General features: G+C 65.8%; 16 protein-coding genes. 7 read left to right on the plus strand and 9 right to left on the minus strand.

The window, feature by feature from the left end:
* Window positions 1-25: 25 nt before the first annotated feature.
* The 8 genes from DYI37_RS11745 to DYI37_RS11775 all read right to left on the minus strand — a co-directional run bounded on the left by DYI37_RS11745 (window position 26) and on the right by DYI37_RS11775 (window position 7,164).
* A complete protein-coding gene (locus DYI37_RS11745) occupies window positions 26-1,447 on the minus strand; it encodes an APC family permease (protein ID WP_116683397.1) in 1,422 nt (473 codons plus the stop codon).
* A gap of 13 nt (window positions 1,448-1,460) precedes the next feature.
* The gene (locus DYI37_RS20150) at window positions 1,461-1,628 is read right to left on the minus strand and encodes a hypothetical protein (protein ID WP_199520153.1); all 168 of its coding nucleotides are present in this window, start codon (window positions 1,626-1,628) and stop codon (window positions 1,461-1,463) included.
* Between the two features lie 10 nt (window positions 1,629-1,638).
* A complete protein-coding gene (locus tag DYI37_RS11750) occupies window positions 1,639-2,019 on the minus strand; it encodes a hypothetical protein (RefSeq protein WP_116683398.1) in 381 nt (126 codons plus the stop codon).
* Window positions 2,016-2,288 (minus strand): hypothetical protein, encoded by a 273-nt coding sequence (locus DYI37_RS11755; RefSeq protein ID WP_116683399.1) that lies wholly within the window; start codon window positions 2,286-2,288, stop codon window positions 2,016-2,018. Before DYI37_RS11755 ends, DYI37_RS11750 begins: the two co-directional genes overlap by 4 nt.
* Window positions 2,289-2,798: 510 nt before the next feature.
* Window positions 2,799-4,106: a type III glutamate--ammonia ligase gene (gene glnT, locus DYI37_RS11760; protein WP_116683400.1), complete on the minus strand. Its 1,308-nt coding sequence runs from the start codon at window positions 4,104-4,106 to the stop codon at window positions 2,799-2,801.
* A gap of 76 nt (window positions 4,107-4,182) precedes the next feature.
* Window positions 4,183-5,511, minus strand: a complete 1,329-nt coding sequence (locus tag DYI37_RS11765; RefSeq protein ID WP_116683401.1) for an FMN-binding glutamate synthase family protein — start codon at window positions 5,509-5,511, stop codon at window positions 4,183-4,185.
* A gap of 11 nt (window positions 5,512-5,522) precedes the next feature.
* Window positions 5,523-6,209, minus strand: coding sequence for a GltB/FmdC/FwdC-like GXGXG domain-containing protein (locus tag DYI37_RS11770; RefSeq protein ID WP_116683402.1), 687 nt, complete (start codon window positions 6,207-6,209; stop codon window positions 5,523-5,525).
* Between the two features lie 28 nt (window positions 6,210-6,237).
* On the minus strand, window positions 6,238-7,164 hold the full coding sequence (locus DYI37_RS11775) for a class II glutamine amidotransferase (RefSeq protein ID WP_116683403.1): 927 nt from the start codon (window positions 7,162-7,164) through the stop codon (window positions 6,238-6,240).
* Between the two features lie 380 nt (window positions 7,165-7,544).
* Between DYI37_RS11775 and purU the strand changes: the two genes are divergently transcribed.
* From purU to DYI37_RS11805, 6 genes are all read left to right on the plus strand, one after another.
* Window positions 7,545-8,429, plus strand: a complete 885-nt coding sequence (gene purU / locus DYI37_RS11780) for a formyltetrahydrofolate deformylase (protein WP_116683404.1) — start codon at window positions 7,545-7,547, stop codon at window positions 8,427-8,429.
* Between the two features lie 188 nt (window positions 8,430-8,617).
* Complete coding sequence (locus tag DYI37_RS11785) at window positions 8,618-9,451, plus strand: shikimate dehydrogenase family protein (protein WP_116683405.1); 834 nt, start codon at window positions 8,618-8,620, stop codon at window positions 9,449-9,451.
* A 206-nt stretch (window positions 9,452-9,657) separates the two neighbouring features.
* Window positions 9,658-11,061: an ethanolamine ammonia-lyase subunit EutB gene (locus DYI37_RS11790; RefSeq protein WP_116683526.1), complete on the plus strand. Its 1,404-nt coding sequence runs from the start codon at window positions 9,658-9,660 to the stop codon at window positions 11,059-11,061.
* A gap of 1 nt (window position 11,062) precedes the next feature.
* Complete coding sequence (gene eutC, locus DYI37_RS11795) at window positions 11,063-11,974, plus strand: ethanolamine ammonia-lyase subunit EutC (RefSeq protein ID WP_116683406.1); 912 nt, start codon at window positions 11,063-11,065, stop codon at window positions 11,972-11,974.
* A 25-nt stretch (window positions 11,975-11,999) separates the two neighbouring features.
* Window positions 12,000-13,436, plus strand: coding sequence for an ethanolamine permease (eat, locus tag DYI37_RS11800; protein ID WP_116683407.1), 1,437 nt, complete (start codon window positions 12,000-12,002; stop codon window positions 13,434-13,436).
* A 260-nt stretch (window positions 13,437-13,696) separates the two neighbouring features.
* Window positions 13,697-14,185 carry a CAP domain-containing protein gene (locus DYI37_RS11805; protein WP_158555160.1) on the plus strand — a complete coding sequence of 163 codons (489 nt, stop codon included), beginning with the start codon at window positions 13,697-13,699 and terminating at the stop codon, window positions 14,183-14,185.
* A gap of 36 nt (window positions 14,186-14,221) precedes the next feature.
* On the opposite strand, the gene DYI37_RS11810 is transcribed toward DYI37_RS11805, so the two are convergent.
* Complete coding sequence (locus DYI37_RS11810) at window positions 14,222-14,713, minus strand: MaoC family dehydratase (protein WP_116683527.1); 492 nt, start codon at window positions 14,711-14,713, stop codon at window positions 14,222-14,224.
* A gap of 188 nt (window positions 14,714-14,901) precedes the next feature.
* Between DYI37_RS11810 and DYI37_RS11815 the strand changes: the two genes are divergently transcribed.
* On the plus strand, window positions 14,902-15,942 hold the full coding sequence (locus DYI37_RS11815) for a zinc-binding dehydrogenase (RefSeq protein WP_116683409.1): 1,041 nt from the start codon (window positions 14,902-14,904) through the stop codon (window positions 15,940-15,942).
* Window positions 15,943-15,956 lie beyond the last annotated feature (14 nt).

The raw sequence follows: 15,956 nt of genomic DNA on the forward strand, positions 1-15,956 counted from the left end.
CCGGACGGGCCGCAGGCGCTTTCCATCAATAGCCCCGGGGCTTCGGCCAGGGCATGGTGAACTGCGCGGCGCGGTGGACGTAGCGGTATCGCCGGAAATGAAACCACAGCGAGACGACGATGTAGAAGGACAACATCGCGACGAGCTGCGAGCCGTATCCGAGGAATATCGCGAAGAAGGCGACGGCGCACAGGCACAGGAGAGCCAGCGCAGGCAGGGGATGGAACGGGTGCACATAGCCCCGCTTGATCGTGTCGAGCGGCCATTTGCGGCGGAACAGGATGATGTTCAGCGGCATGAAGGTATAGGTCAGTAGGCCCGACAGGATGGAGAAGGTGATGACCTGGTCCAGCGGCGCGCCGAGCGCGAAGATCAGCGCGATCGGAACGAGGAAGATGATCGAGCGATAGGGCGTGCGATAGACGGGATGGACCGCGCCGAACCATGCCGGCAGGTAGTGGTCCCGCCCCATGGCGAACCAGGCGCGCGAGGCGTCGTTGATGCAGCCATTGGCCGAGGCGAGCGTCGCGAACATGGTGCCGATGCCCAGGAGCACCATCAGCCCCATCGAACCGGACAGACGCGCGGCATCGAAGAGCGGCACGCCCGACTGTCCGAGATATTCCCAGGGCATCAGCCCGACGCAGACATACCAGGTCAGGGTCGCCGCGATCAGGAGCGTCATGATGCCGGCGAGCGTGCCGAACGGCAGGGCTCTGGCCGGAGAGCGAACCTCTTCGGCCGCCTGGGTCGTGCCCTCGATGCCGAGATAGAACCAGAGCCCGAAATGCATCGCCGCCAGAACGCCGAGCCAGCCATAGGGCAGGTCCGTGACGAGGTCTGCATGGCGCCACGGGCTGTCGCCGAAGACCGGAGACGTCGCGACGAACAGGACGAGGATCGCGGAGAAGGCGACCGCGGTGATCACCAGGCTGAAGGTCAGGGTGGCGAGAACGCCGCGATAGTTCAGCCAGGCGAGGAACATGATCGCCAGGATGATGAAGGGCCGCTGGTCGAGGCCCTCATGGCCCGTCATGGCGGCGACGGTATCGATCAGGAAGCCCACCGTGATGGCGTTCGCGGCCTCGAGCATGGTGTAGGCGAAGACGAGGTAGAGGCCGACATTGAACGCCATCAGGGGGCCGATGATGTGCTTAGCCTGGGTATACTGGCCGCCGGCCGCGGCGACGGTCGAGGTCACCTCGCTGTCGATCATGGCGACGCAGGTATAGAGGAGGCCCGCGAACCAGCACGCGATCAGAGCCGCATAGGCCCCGCCTTTTCCCACGGCGAAGTTCCAGCCCATATATTCGCCGACGAGAACGATGCCGACGCCGAGCGCCCACACATGGGCTGGTCCCAGAACCCGCAGCAGCCCGACCTTCTCGCTGGCCGTGACGGCGGCATCGACCTTCGCACCGATCGCAGTGTCGTTGAGTTGGCTCATGATCCGCCTCCCTTCAGAGCCTGTGCTCTTCGGTCATCGCTTCGATCTCGCCCTCCCGCGAGGATGTCAGCACCTCCGAGCTGTAGGTCGTATCGATCCTGATCCAGTCGAGGACGATGATGATCGCAAGAATGCCGGAGACGGCCCAGGCCGCGTATTCCGCAAAATTCCAGATATCCATGGCATCGCCCTCACTGTCCGTTGAATTTCTCGTCGATGACGTCGCGATATTCCTTCTCGGAGAAGCGGAGGATCAGTGCGTAGTATCCGATGACGACGACGATCATCACCAGAAGCTCGATCACGGAGAAGGAATAGTTGAAGCGCGACGAGATGATCTCGGACGCGGCGGATGCGTCGGTAAAGCCGAGGCCGTTCCATTGCTCGACCATGACCGGGTTCTGGCCGAGGCTTTCCCAGGTGGGGTTCTGCGGGCTTTCGCCGACGAGCGTACTGCCGGCGAAGCCGAGCCAGAGAGGAATGTAGAGTGCGCCGATGGTCAGAAGGAGCAGGATGGCGACATCGAGGATCTGGCCGAACCGGCTCTGTTTGGGGGGAACGTATCGTGTCATTTCAGCCTCCCTGCCGCGCGCTGCGCGCGGGCGGCATCCAGGAACTTGATGTCCAGCGCGTACATGAAGTCCCGGTCTTCCCGGTAATGGCGCAGCATCGCCAGGATCGCGGCGGTGTTGAAGACGAGGACGATCGCGCCGCCCGCCATGAGAACGATCCGGGCCGTCGGGCTCGGCGCAAGATCCCATGTCGCCCAGGCGACGAAGGACATCGCGCACCACAGCCCGGCAACGAAAGTGACGGCGACGACCACGTCCCGTCTGTGCATGGCTGAAATTCTTCGGTTCAGATCGGACAAGGCACCTCTCCCGTCGTCCGGCTGCTGCCGGACGTCCTCCTCGGATTCATCTTGCCGTAGCGGGACATTGCGAACGAGTTCTGCGACCCGTCTTTCGCAACTTCACGATGTCATGCACACGGAATTTTCTTCAGCGGAACAAATTTTGCCTGAGAGGTATTGAGGCGCAATTCATTGGCGTTTGCAAGTGGTGCCGCCGAGATTTTTCCGATCAACAGTCCCGGATGCAGTGCAACAACGTCGCGAACATTCGCCTAATCAAGCATTTGCATGGCGTTGTTGTGCACTGCATCAAAGAACATCTACGCCGCGTCCCGTCTTTGCTCCGATCCCCTCCCCGGATCGGTGGCGGGCGAAGGCCGCATCGAAACACGACCTCGCACGACATCCGCCCGATCGCTTCGCGACCAGGGATGCGAAAACGCTCGCGCACCGCTTGCGCGGCCCGACCGTTCCCGGCCAGCTCGGCCGGATACGGTGTCAGACGTCGAGCGTGTTGTCGCGCTCCCACTGGGTGATGGCGCTGGCGTAGCTCGTCCACTCCTCGCGCTTCTTCTTGAGGTAGGCGGAGACGAATTCGGGCCCGATCGCCGCGCAGAACGCCTCGTCGCGTTCGAGCGCCCTCAGCGCGTCGAGGAGGTTCAGGGGCAGGCGCGGGGTATCCGTCGCGCGGTGCCCGTCCACATACATGTTGAGATCGCTGTGGGGACCCGGATCGGCATTGGTCTCCATGCCGCTGAGGCCCGCCGCGATGATGACGGCCTGGAGGAGATAGGGGTTTGCCGCACCGTCCGGCAGGCGCAGTTCGAAACGGCCCGGCCCCGGCACGCGGACCATGTGGGTGCGGTTGTTGCCGGTCCAGGTGATGGCGTTCGGCGCCCATGTGGCCCCGGAGGTGGTGCGCGGCGCGTTGATGCGCTTGTAGGAGTTCACCGTGGGATTGGTGATTGCGGCGAGCGCGGGCCCGTGCCGCATGATGCCGCCGAGGAAGGTCTTGCCCTTGTCCGAAAGCCCGAAGGGAGCTTGCTTGTCGGCGAAGGCGTTCTGCGAGCCGTCCGTGTTCCAGACCGAGACGTGGCAGTGGCAGCCGTTTCCGGTGAGATCGGTGAAGGGTTTGGGCATGAAGGTCGCACGCAGCCCGTGCTTCTCGGCGATCGAGCGGACCATGAACTTGAAGAAGGAATGCTTGTCGGCGGTCGCCAGCGCGTCGTCATACTCCCAGTTCATCTCGAACTGGCCGTTCGCGTCCTCGTGGTCGTTCTGGTAGGGCTTCCAGCCGAGCGCCAGCATATGGTCGCAGATCTCGGCGATGACGTCGTAGCGCCGCATCACCGCCTGCTGGTCGTAGCAGGGTTTGACGGCGGTATCGAAGTCGTCGGAGATCCGCTTCCCATCGGGCGTCACGAGGAAGAACTCCGCCTCGACGCCGGTCTTGACCCTGAGCCCCTTGGCCGAGGCCTGGTCAATCAACGTCTTCAGGACGACACGCGGCGCCTGGGCGACCGGCTTGTCCTCCATCACGCAGTCCGCCGGGACCCAAGCGACCTCGGGCTTCCAGGGAAGCTGAATGGCCGCATCGCCGTCCGGCATGGCAAAGAGATCCGGATGGGCCGGGGTGAGGTCCAGCCACGTCGCAAACCCGGCAAAACCCGCACCGTTCTCCTGCATGTCCGCGATCGCCTCGGCCGGAACCAGCTTCGCGCGCTGGGCGCCGAAGAGGTCCGTGAAGCTGATCATGAAGTATTTGACACCCCGTTCCTGGGCAAATGCAGACAGACTGGTGGTCATGGGGTCTCCTGGTCTCGAAGCGTTGGAGGTTCGGCCGCCTCGGGCCGAACCATCCGGCCCGAAACGGAGGGCGGTGCTAGAAGCGGGTCTTGCCGGGGATCCACTCGGTGCCGGCGAGCGGGACCTGCGCCATCGCGGCGGCCTCGATCGTCAGGGCGCACAGATCCTCGGGCTCGAGATTGTGCAGATCGTTGTGGCCGCAGGCGCGTGCGATCGTCTGCGCCTCGAGGGTCATGACCTTCAGGTAGTTCGCGAGCCGCCGGCCGGCCGCGACCGGATCGAGGCGGGCGGCGAGTTCCGGGTCCTGGGTCGTGATGCCGGCCGGATCCTTGCCCTCGTGCCAGTCGTCATAGGCGCCGGCCGTGGTGCCGAGGCGGTTGTATTCCTCTTCGTATTGCGGGTCGTTGTCGCCGAGGGCGACCATCGCCGCACTGCCGATCGAGACGGCGTCCGCCCCGAGCGCCATGGCCTTGGCGACGTCGGCGCCCGAGCGGATGCCGCCCGAGACGATCAGCTGCACCTTGCGGTGCATTCCGAGATCCTGCAGCGCCTGGACCGCGGGACGAATGCAGGCGAGCGTCGGCTGGCCCACATTCTCGATGAAGACGTCCTGGGTCGCGGCGGTGCCGCCCTGCATGCCGTCGAGGACGACCACGTCGGCCCCGGCCTTCACCGCGAGCGCGGTGTCGTAATAGGGCCGCGCGCCGCCCACCTTGATGTAGATCGGCTTCTCCCAGTCGGTGATCTCGCGGATCTCCATGATCTTGATCTCGAGATCGTCGGGTCCCGTCCAGTCGGGATGGCGGCAGGCCGAGCGCTGGTCGATGCCCTTGGGCAGGTTGCGCATCTGCGCCACGCGATCGGAGATCTTCTGGCCGAGCAGCATGCCGCCGCCGCCGGGCTTGGCGCCCTGGCCGACGACGATCTCGATCGCGTCCGCACGGCGCAGATCGGTCGGGTTCATGCCGTAGCGCGAGGGCAGATACTGGTAGACCAGCGTCTGCGAATGGTCGCGCTCCTCGTTTGTCATGCCGCCGTCGCCGGTGGTGGTCGAGGTCCCGGCCGCGCTCGCGCCGCGACCGAGCGCTTCCTTGGCCGTGCCGGACAGGGCGCCGAAGCTCATGCCCGCGATGGTGATCGGGATCTTCAGATGGATCGGCTTCTTGGCAAAGCGCGTGCCGAGATCGACCGAGGTGTCGCAGCGCTCGCGATATCCCTCGAGAGGGTAACGGGACATCGAGGCCCCGAGAAAGAGCAGGTCGTCGAAATGGGGAAGCTTGCGCTTGGCGCCGGCTCCGCGAATGTCGTAGATGCCGGTCGCAGCGGCGCGCCGGATTTCCGCCAGGGTCTGGTCGTCGAACGTCCAGGACTTGCGGGGCGGCGTGCGAGGATTGTGATAGGTCATCGTGAAAGTCCTCAATACGCGTCGGCGTTGTCGATATTGAAGTTGTAGAGGGTGCGGGCCGAGCCGTAGCGCTTGAACTCGCTGGTCTCGACGCCGGTCACGCCGGCCTTTTCGAGAAGGCGGGCAAGGGTTTCGTGATGCTCGGGCCGCATCTCCTTCTCGATGCAGTCGGCCCCGAGGCTCTTGACCGTGCCGCGTACGAAGAGCTTGGCCTCGTAGAGGGAGTCGCCGAGGGCCTCGCCCGCATCGCCCAGCACCACGAGATGGCCGGACTGGCCCATGAAGGCCGACATGTGGCCGATATTGCCCTCGACGACGATGTCGATGCCCTTCATGGAGATGCCGCAGCGCGAGGCGGCGTTGCCGCGAATGACGAGCATCCCGCCCCGTCCGGTGGCGCCCGCATATTGCGAGGCGTCCCCTTCGATCACGACCATGCCGGACATCATGTTCTCGGCGACGCCCGGCCCCGCCGATCCCTTGACGGTGATGGTCGCCTCCGCGTTCATCCCGCCGCAATAATAGCCGACCGGACCCTTGACGCTGATGTTCAGCGGATCGCTGCAGCCGACGGCGACGGCATGGCTGCCGCGCGGATTGAGGATCTCGTAGTCGAGATCGTTGGTGCCCGCTGGAATGGTGTGAAGGGCCTTGTTGAGGTCCCGCAGGTCCTGCGTCGCGAGATCGAAAGTCGGCATGGTCCGGCTCCGGAGCTAGAAGAAGGGATCAGGCGGCGAGGGTCCGGGAGGCGCTGGCTTCGCGATCCCAGAAGTAGACGGAGGACGGCTCGGGCTCCCAGACCCTCGCATTGTCGATGTTCGGCAGCCCGACGAGGGCGCGGAACTCCGAGCCGAAGGCGACGTACTGGTCGGTTTCGGCCATCACCGCCGGCTTGCAGGCGATCGGGTCGCGCAGCACGCCGAAGCCGGTCTTGGTTCCGACGACGAAGGTGAAGAAGCCGTCGAGATCGTCGAGCGCGCTGGTCAGCGCCTCGCCGAGATCGAGACCGTCCTTCATGCGGGCGGTGAGATAGGCGGCGGCGACTTCGGAATCGTTCTGGGTCTCGAACCGCATGCCGAGGCGCTTCAGCTCGCGCCGGAGATTGTTGTGGTTCGAGAGCGACCCGTTGTGGACGAGGCACTGGTCGGCCCCGGTCGAGAACGGATGGGCGCCGAGCGTCGTCACCGCGGATTCGGTCGCCATGCGGGTGTGGCCGATGCCGTGGGTCCCGGACATCGAGCGGATGTCGAAGCGCGAGACCACGTCCTTGGGAAGACCGACTTCCTTGTAGATCTCCATGGTCTCGCCGACGCTCATCACGCGAACGGCGCCGTCCAGACCGTCGATCATCGCCCGCACATCGGCGACGCGGCCGGTCGGCACCTCGGCCACCGCATGGGTGTCCTTGATGCGGAGGGACGAGCCCTTGCCGACGAGATCGCCGAGGCGCCGCTCGAAATCGGCGAAGGTCACGTCCGGCGTATCGGACTGGATGGTCACCTTGCTGCGACCGGCCGTCTCCTCGCCGTAGATCGCGATGCCGGCCGAGTCCGGGCCTCGATCGGTCATGGTCACCAGCATATCGGACAGGAGTTGCCCGAGATTCGTGTCGAGTGACCGGTCCTTCAGAAACAATCCGACGATTCCGCACATGTCATGCACCTTCCGAACTTGCCGTTTGACGAAACCATTCCACAGACGATCGTCGAAGGCAACTGAGAGGAAAGAAATTTTCTTTAGGAGATTTTTGCCTTGTCCCGATCACGGCTCGGGAGCTAATCTCCGCCCCGCGCAGGACGGAGCGAACATCGCAAACCGGGGCGCGCCTTCGCCCCGGCGGGATGACCCGGCGGGCATAGGGTCCGGGCTTTCGCGAGGGGCGTGATGCGTCTCGTCCGGGCACATCGGTGCGAACCGGATCGAAAAGCCCGTTTCGCGCCGCCCGTGGTTCCGCTAGGGGCGGATACGTCCCTCCCATCGGCGCATTCGTCGCCGCGTCATCCCAAACTCGAAATCGTCACGAAACGGCTGCCATGAACATCTGCACCCTCACGGTCTTCTGTCCCTCAACGCGCGGGATCGTCGCGGCGATCTCCGGTCATCTGGCCGAAAGAGGCTGCAACATCGTCGATTCCGCCCAGTTCGACGATCTCAGCACGGGTCGCTTCTTCATGCGGATCGGGTTCATTTCGGAGGAGGGCCGCACGCTCGGCGAGATCGAGGACGGTTTCGGCACCATCGCGGCCCCCTTCGACATGACCTTCGCCTTCCACGACGGACGCGAGCGCATGAAGGTGCTGCTGATGGTCTCGCGCTTCGGCCACTGTCTCAACGACATCCTCTATCGCTGGCGCATCGGCGCCCTGCCGATCGACATCGTCGGCGTCGTCTCCAACCATCTTGATTACCAGAAGCTGGTGGTGAACCACGACCTGCCCTTCCATCACATCCCGGTCACGAAGGATAACAAGGCGGCGGCCGAGGCGCGCATCATGGAGATCGTGGACGGGACGAAGACCGATCTCGTCGTCCTTGCCCGATACATGCAGGTTCTGTCCGACGAGATGTGCCGGACGATGGCGGGCCGCATCATCAACATCCACCATTCCTTCCTCCCGAGCTTCAAGGGGGCCAATCCCTACAAGCAGGCCTTCGAGAGAGGGGTGAAGCTCATCGGCGCGACGGCCCATTACGTGACGGCCGAGCTCGACGAGGGCCCGATCATCGAGCAGGACGTCGCCCGCGTCACCCATGCCCAGTCGGCGGCGGACTACGTGTCGGTGGGCCGCGACGTCGAGGCCCAGGTCCTCTCGCGCGCGATCCACGCGCATATCCACCACCGGGTCTTCCTCAACGGATCGAGCACGGTGGTCTTCCCCGCCTCCCCTGGAAGCTACGCCTCCGAGCGGCTCGGCTGAGACCGGTCCGCAAGATCGCGCACAGCCGGCCCCGGACGTCATCCTCCGGGGGCCGCTTCGCTTTGCCGTGATCGCATTCGCGATTATGGCAGGTCTCGCCGCCATCGAGGGCGCGAATATCAACCAGTCCGGTCCCGGCAGCACCCGGCCGAAACCATCGCGGCCGGGCCGTGCGAGAGGCGTATCTCATGATTTCAGGCAAGACCCGTCTCATCGCCCATCTCGGATACCCGACCGGCTCCTTCCGGGCGCCGATGATCTACAATCCGTATTTCGAGAAGCACGGCATCGATGCCGTCGTCGTGCCGATGGGCTGCAAGCCCGAGGACTATCCCGACTTCCTGCGACTGGTCTTCAAGCTCTCCAATATCCACGGCGCGCTGGTCACGATGCCGCACAAGGTCACGACGATGGCGCTGCTCGACGAGGCCACCACGACGGCCCGTGTCGCGGGCGCCTGCAATGCCGTTCGCCTCGGCCCCGGCGGTGAGCTGGTGGGCGACCAGTTCGATGGAGAGGGCTTCGTGCGCGGCGCCTTGCGCAAGGGCGCGGTTCTTTCGGGCGCGCGGGTCCTCGTGGTGGGAGCCGGCGGGGTCGGCTCGGCCATCGCCGCCTCGCTCGCGGCCGCAGGCGTGGGCGAGATCGCCCTCTTCGACAATCACGCCGCCACGATGGAGGCGCTCGCCGCCCGCCTGCGCCGCCACTATCCGGCTCTCATCATCCAGACCGGCTCGAAGGACCCGGATGGCTTCGACGTCGTGGTGAACGCGACGCCCCTCGGAATGGCCGAGGGCGATCCGCTGCCAGTGGACGTCTCGCGGATCGCAGCATCGACATTCGTCGGCGAGGTGGTGATGACGCAGGAGATCACCCTCTTCCTCCACGCCGTGCGCGAGCGCGGATGCGCCTTTCAGGTGGGCACGGACATGCTGTTCGAGCAGATCCCCGCCTATCTGGAGTTCTTCGGCCTGCGCACGGCGAGCGCCGAGGAACTGCGCGAGGTGGCCAAGATCGCCTATTGACGCGGCGCGAGACGACGATTCGCGTCCTGCCGTCCTTTCGGGGCGGAAGAGAGGAACGGACGATCGAAGCGCGGCCGGTCCGTGGCACGCGCGCGCAGGCAGAGCGGGCGAGCAAGCCGTCGGTGCGAGGGCATGGCTTGCCAACCTCCTGATAAACTGCATCTATAGTGGGCAGTTGCGTCGAATGCCTAGCCAGGAGGCCGATGATGACCGGCGCCTTTCGCAATGTGGTCGGGGACAAGACCTATCGCTTCGACGACCTGCGCACATTGATGGCGAAGGCGACGCCGGCCCGCTCGGGCGACCGCCTCGCCGGCCTCTCCGCCGAAAATGCCGAGGAACGCGCCGTCGCGCAGATCACGCTCGCCGACGTGCCCCTGAAACGGTTTCTCGAAGACCTGCTGATTCCCTACGAGGACGACGAGGTCACGCGGCTGATCGTCGATGGCCACGACCCTGACGCCTTCGCGCCCGTCGCCTCGAAGACGGTCGGAGAGTTCCGCGAATGGCTGCTCTCGGACGCCGCCGACGAGGCCGCGCTCGCGAGGTTGCGCCCGGGCCTGACGCCGGAAATGGTCGCGGCGGTCAGCAAGATCATGCGCAATCAGGATCTCATCCTCGTCGCGCGCAAATGCCGTGTGGTCACGAAATTCCGCAACACGATCGGCCTCGAGGGCCGCTTTTCCACCCGCATCCAGCCGAACCACCCGACCGACGACGTCAACGGCATCGCCGCCTCCATTCTCGACGGGCTCCTCTACGGGGCGGGCGACGCCGTCATCGGTATCAATCCGGCGACCGACAACGTGCAGCAGGCCGGCCGGCTCTCGCGCATGATGGCCGAGATCATCGACCGCTACGAGATCCCGACCCAGTCCTGCGTCCTCACCCATGTCACGAACACGCTGGAATGCATCGAGGCCGGCGCCCCGGTCGATCTCGTCTTCCAGTCGGTCGGCGGTACCGAGGCGACCAATTCCTCCTTCGGCTTCACCCTCGCCGATCTCGCCGAGGCCCGCGATGCGGCGCTCTCGCTGAAGCGCGGCACGGTCGGCGACAACGTGATGTATTTCGAGACCGGCCAGGGCTCCTCGCTTTCGGCCGAAGCCCATCACGGCGTCGACCAGCAGACCTGCGAAGCCCGGGCCTATGCGGTCGCCCGCCATTTCGATCCGCTTCTCGTCAACACGGTGGTCGGCTTCATCGGCCCGGAATATCTGTTCGACGGCCATCAGATCATCCGCGCGGGGCTGGAGGATCATTTCTGCGGCAAGCTCCTCGGCGTGCCCATGGGCTGCGACGTCTGCTACACCAACCACGCCGAAGCCGACCAGAACGACATGGACAACCTGATGACCCTTCTCGGGGCGGCCGGTTGCACCTTCATGATGGGCATTCCGGGCTCGGACGACATCATGCTCAACTACCAGACCACCTCGTTTCATGACGCCCTCTATCTGCGCAAGATCCTCGGCCTGAAGCCGGCGCCCGAATTCGACGACTGGTTGCGCCGCATGGCGATCTTCAGGAGCGGCTCGGGGTTCAGCCTGTTCGAAGGCCTGCCGGACGGTTTCTCGCGCAGCCTCGAAGCCGTGCCGGAGGAGGCCTGACATGGACCAGGAAGGCAAGAACGGGGCAGGCAAGAACGGGGCGGGCGAGGACGGGACGATCACCGTGAGGGCAGCGAGCGGCGAGGCGGCGCGCACTGGCAGCGTCGTCGAGAACCCGTGGCGACGCCTGCGCCGCTTCACCGATGCCCGGATCGGGCTCGGACGCGCGGGAACCAGCCTTCCCACGCGCGAACACCTCGAATTCCAGCTCGCCCATGCGAGGGCGCGGGACGCCGTCCATCTGCCCCTCGACATTGACCGGCTGACGGCCGCGATGGCGAAGGCGCCGCGGATCGGTGAACTCGGAGACCCGGTCCGCCTGCGCAGCGCCGTCGCCGATCGCAGCGAATATCTGCGCCGTCCCGATCTCGGCGAGAGGCTCGACGAGGCTTCGAAGACGGCGCTCGGCACGATATCTGCCGAGGGAGGGATCGCCATCGTCATCGCGGACGGCCTGTCCTCCTTCGCCATCCAGGAGAACGCCGTTCCCTTCCTCTCGGCCTTCCTCGATCTGTGGGACCGGGAGGGGCTCGATCTCGCCATCGCTCCACCGGTCGTCGTCGAACAGGCACGGGTCGCGATCGGCGATGCGGTCGGCGAGGCCCTCAAGGCGAAGGCGAGCATCGTCCTCATCGGCGAGCGGCCGGGCCTCTCCTCCCCCGACAGTCTCGGCATCTACTTCACCTGGGCACCGGCGAGCGGGCTGACCGACAGCCGCCGCAACTGCATCTCCAATATCCGCCCCGCCGGCCTCTCCTTCGAGGAGGCCGCGCGGCGCACGCTCTACCTCCTGAAGGAAGCCGCGAAGATCGAGACGTCGGGCGTCAAACTGAAGGATCGCTCCGTCGCGCCCGAGATCGGCAGCGACGAGCGCGAACAGAGCTTCCTGACCGGTGGGCGGTCGGACGAGTAAAGCAACGAGACAACGGAGACAGGGCATGGCGGACGCGCAGATCGGCAGAACCGGAACTTCCCGCAGCGCAGCCGCCGTCGACGCGGATTATCTCGCGAGGCGCCAGCTCCAGAGCGGCACGGCCGGATGGATCCTCCTCGCCGGTCTCGGCGTCTCCTACGTCATTTCCGGCAATTTCGCGGGCTGGAACTTCGGCATCGCCCAGGCCGGCTGGGGCGGTTTCGTCATCGCCGCGATCCTGATGGGCGTGATGTATTTCGCCCTCGTCCTCGCGCTCGCCGAAATGAGCGCGGCGATCCCGGCCGCCGGCGGCGGCTACTCCTTCGCCCGCCAGGCCATGGGGCCGACGGGCGGCTTTCTCACGGGGCTTGCCGTCCTCATCGAATACGCGCTTGCCCCCGCCGCCATCGTCATCTTCATCGGCTCGGCGGTCGAGGAACTCTTGGGTCTCGACGGACCGCTGGTCTATGCGGCCTTCTATCTCGTCTTCGTCGGCATCCACCTGACCGGCGTCGGCGAGGCGCTGAAGGTGATGATGGTCATCACCGTCCTCGCCGTCCTCGCCATTCTCGCGACGGCCGTCGCCCTCGCAGGTTCGTTCGATGCCTCGCGGCTCTTCGACATCGCGCCGACCGATGCCGTCGGCGCCTCCACCTTCCTGCCGTTCGGCCTCTTCGGCATCTGGGCCGCCCTCCCCTTCGCCATGTGGCTGTTTCTGGCGGTCGAGGGCGTTCCGCTCGCGGCGGAGGAGGCGCGCGACCCGGCCCGGGACATGCCGAAGGGCATCATCGGGGCGATGAGCTTTCTCGTTCTCACCGCGATCCTCGTCGTGGTCTTTCTTGCGGGCGTTGCCGGCGCGGCGGCGATGGGCGACAGCGCCGTTCCGCTGGTCGACGCGCTGCGGGCCGGCGGCAGCCCGACGCTCGCGACCATCGTCAACGCGCTCGGGCTCGCGGGGCTGATCGCCTCCTTCTTCTCGATCATCTACGGCTATTCGCGCCTCGTCTTCGCGCTCTCGCGCGCCGGCTATCTTCCGCGCTGGCTGTCGGTGACGACCGGGAACAAGATCCCGGCAAGGGCCCTGATCGTTCCGGGCGTCCTGGGCTTCTTCGCCTCGCTCACCGGCGAGGGCGACCTGATGCTCGCAATGGCCGTCGTCGGCGCGACGATCTCCTACGCCCTGATGGCCTGGAGCCATATCAAGCTGCGGCGCGAACAGCCCGGTCTGAAACGCCCCTATCTGACGCCCGGCGGAACCGTCACCTCCGGCATCGCCCTCGTTCTCTCCCTGATCGCGCTGACCGGGGTCTTCGCTTTCGATCCGCGCGCCTTTCTCCTGACCCTCGTCCTCTTCGCTATCGGGGCCGCCTATTACTGGTTCTATTCCAGGAACCACCTCGTCGCGGCGACCGCCGAAGAGGAGTTCGCCCTGCTTCAGGCCGCCCAGCGCAAGGATCTCTGATCCGCTCAAGCGCGGATGTCAGGAAGGCGGAAGGCCAGTCGCCCCGAGAGGAAGACGTATCCGCGTCCGGATCGCGATCGATCCGGACGCTCCCGAAAGAGATGGCTCCCGAAGGCCCCCTCTTCCACGGCGCGCGAAAACCCGCTCTCGCACGCGTTGCAATCTGCCATTTTACCCTGTCCAATGGCATCCGGAGCGGAAGACCGATGCGGCGAATCAGGATCGGGTTGATCCGCTCTTCACGGGGAGAATCACCGCCTATGAAACGCATTCACCTGTTCGCGCTCGCACTGCCCGTGGCGGGCCTCGTGGCGACGGCGGCCTGCACGAGCATGCTGCAGGGCGGCTCCGGGAACGGGGACGTCATCGCCCTCGTCAACCAGTACCGTGCGAGCGGCGCGACCTGTTCGGGCACCGGAACCTCGTGGGGAGCGACCAGCCGCCTGGAGCCGTCGGCGAGCCTCACGGCGGTCGCGAGAGACTGGACGAGCCGCATGTCCAGCGCCGGCCGGCTGTCCCATGGCGATCCGAAGGGACGCATCAACGCCGCCTGTCCGAAGCCCGGCTATGTGGGCGAGAACATCGCCTGCAACCCGTCGGCCGCCGGCGCCGTGCGCCGCTGGATGGCGAGCAGCAAGGGCCATTGCGAGGTGCTGATGGATCCTCGCTTCAACGTCGCAGGTGTCGGCTACGTGCCGGGCGGTGTCTGCGGCGGCTACTGGACGATCGATCTCGCCGGTCAGTGCTGACGGGCGGCGGGCCGGGTCTTTCCAGCCGCGCCGGTCTCACCCCTCCACCGGCCCGTCGAACAGGGCAAGGGTGATCCATTCGGCCGCGAGGGCAGGCTTGGTCGCGCCTTCGATGGCGACCTCGGCATTCCAGGAGGTCTGGAGACTGACCGCCCGCTCCTTGAGGCCGATCATCCGGAAGCTGCCCCGAACCCGGGCGCCCGACTTCACCGGGCTCAGGAAGCGCACTTTGTCGAAGCCGAAATTGACGCCCATCTTGGTGCCCGTCACGCCGGGCAGCGCGTCATAGGCAAGGGTCGAGAGCAGGGAGAGGGTCAGGAAGCCGTGGGCGATGGTGCCGCCGAACGGCGTCTCGGCCTTCGCCCGCTCAGGGTCCACATGGATGAACTGATAGTCCCGCGTCGCACCGGCGAAGGCGTCGATCATCGCCTGGTCGACGGTCACCCAGTCGGAGGTGAAGGCCTCGCCGTCCAAATAGGAGCGGTAGGTCTCGAAGGGTACGAGACGCGCCTTGAGGCGTGCCTCCATCTCCTCGCGGAACGCCTCGTCCATCTGTCGTCTCCCGAAGATCCCATCGATGAGGACATGACGGGCGACCGATCGCCGGCCCTTGTCCTCGGGTGCCGGTTGCCACGAGCCCGGCCGCATTGCAACGAATTTCCGGCTCCCGCCCTTTCCGTTCGATCAGTTGCAAGAACGATTCGAAAGGCTCCGCCATGTCCGATCTGCCGAACACCATGAAGGCTCTCGTCCTCAAGAACGAGGGCTATGCCGAGACGATGGAGGGCCCGAGCCTCGACGACCTTTCGCGCTGGGCGAGCCTCGAGGAGATCGAGGTACCCTCGCCCGGCGAGCGGCAGGTCGTGGTGAGGATGGCGCTCGCCAACGTCAATCCGTCGGATCTCCATTACATCAAGGGCGAATACGGCAAGCCGCGGGAAAAGGGCCGGCCGGCCGGCTTCGAGGGCTGCGGCACCGTGGTCGCCGCCGGCGAGAAGGCCAGGGGACTGGTGGGCAAGCGGGTGACGGTTTCCACCAGCCAGGGCGGCTCGGGCACCTGGGCCGAATACGCCATGACCGACATGGCGGCGGTGATCCCGGCCCCGGACGGGCTGAAGGACGAGGATGCCGCCGCCCTCCTCGTCAATCCCATGACCGCATGGGCCATGGTGGATCTCGTGGCCGAGGCCGGCGCCAAAAGCTTCGTGATGACGGCGGGCTCGAGCCAGCTCGGCAAGCTGATCGCCTCGCTGGCAAAGGAGCGCGGGCTCCATTCGATCGCGACCGTCAGGCGCGAGGAGCATCGCTCGATGCTGGAAGGGCTCGGCGTCGGCACCGTCCTCAATGTCGAACGGGACGATTTCGGCGCCATGCTGAAGGAGGCCATGAAGCAGCACGGGCCGACCGTGATGCTGGACGCGGTCGGCGACAAGGCGTCCGCGCGCATCTTCGAGGCGATGCCGGCGGGCGCGCGCTGGGTGCTCTACGGCAAGCTCAGCCCGGAGGTGCCGGCCCTCCCCAATCTCGGCCAGCTGGTCTTCATGAAGAAGAAGATCGAAGGCTTCTGGCTGACCGAATGGATGGAGGATGCGAGCGCGGAGAAGAAGCAGGATGCCGTGCGTCAGGTCCAGCAGCGCTTCATCGAGGGCCGCTGGACCACCGATGTCGCGGCCAAGCTGACGCTTTCGCAGGCGCCCGAAAAGCTCGCCTCCGCGCTCGAAGGCATGAACAGGGGCAAGGTGCTTCTTTCCTGCTGAAGCCCCGCATCCGT

It is taken from the genome of Fulvimarina endophytica, from assembly GCF_003403015.1.
Classification (GTDB): Bacteria; Pseudomonadota; Alphaproteobacteria; order Rhizobiales; family Rhizobiaceae; genus Fulvimarina; species Fulvimarina endophytica.